General features: G+C 62.3%; 1 protein-coding gene and 1 pseudogene. Both read left to right on the top strand.

Annotated features, from left to right (window positions below):
- Window positions 1-76, top strand: a pseudogene (locus A5655_RS26935) (WXG100 family type VII secretion target); the annotation flags it as partial.
- Window positions 77-126: 50 nt separating this feature from the next.
- Window positions 127-411, top strand: coding sequence for a WXG100 family type VII secretion target (locus A5655_RS04995; RefSeq protein WP_067004763.1), 285 nt, complete (start codon window positions 127-129; stop codon window positions 409-411).
- The last annotated feature ends 111 nt before the right edge of the window (window positions 412-522 follow it).

Raw genomic sequence — 522 nt, 5'->3', positions numbered from 1 at the left:
GCGTGACGGGCTGATCCGCGACGCGAACAACTACGAGCAGCAAGAGCAGGCCTCGCAGCAAATCCTCGGCAGCTAGCGCGAAAAGCGCAGGTTGCGTACCCTTTGAGACGTTAGGAGAACACCAACATGACAATCAATTACCAGTTTGGCGATGTGGACGCCCACGGTGCGACGATTCGCGCCCAGGCCGCGTCGTTGGAAGCCGAGCACCAGGCCATCGTTCGCGATGTGCTGGCCGCTGGTGACTTCTGGGGTGGCGCCGGTTCGGTGGCCTGCCAGGAGTTCATCACCCAGTTGGGTCGCAACTTCCAGGTGATCTACGAGCAGGCCAACGCTCACGGCCAGAAGGTGCAGACGGCGGGCAGCAACATGTCCAGCACGGACAGCGCCGTCGGCTCCAGCTGGGCCTAGCTCGCAACTTCAGGCGCGGCAGCACACCACATCCGGTGTGCTGCCGCGTCCTGCGGTTTCCGTAACTTCGACTACTTCTGAGGCTATCGATGGACCAACAGAGCACCCGCA

Origin of the sequence: Mycobacterium sp. 1081908.1 (assembly GCF_001673535.1) — a bacterium.
In the GTDB taxonomy this organism is placed as follows: domain Bacteria; phylum Actinomycetota; class Actinomycetes; order Mycobacteriales; family Mycobacteriaceae; genus Mycobacterium.
The sequence above is the reverse complement of the archived record's forward strand: the minus strand, read 5'-3'. Positions and strand labels throughout refer to the sequence as shown.

Coding starts and splice junctions, on each gene's coding strand:
- A5655_RS04995 (WP_067004763.1), top strand. CDS start 127: ATGACAATCAATTACCAGTTTGGCGATGTGGACGCCCACGGTGCGACG.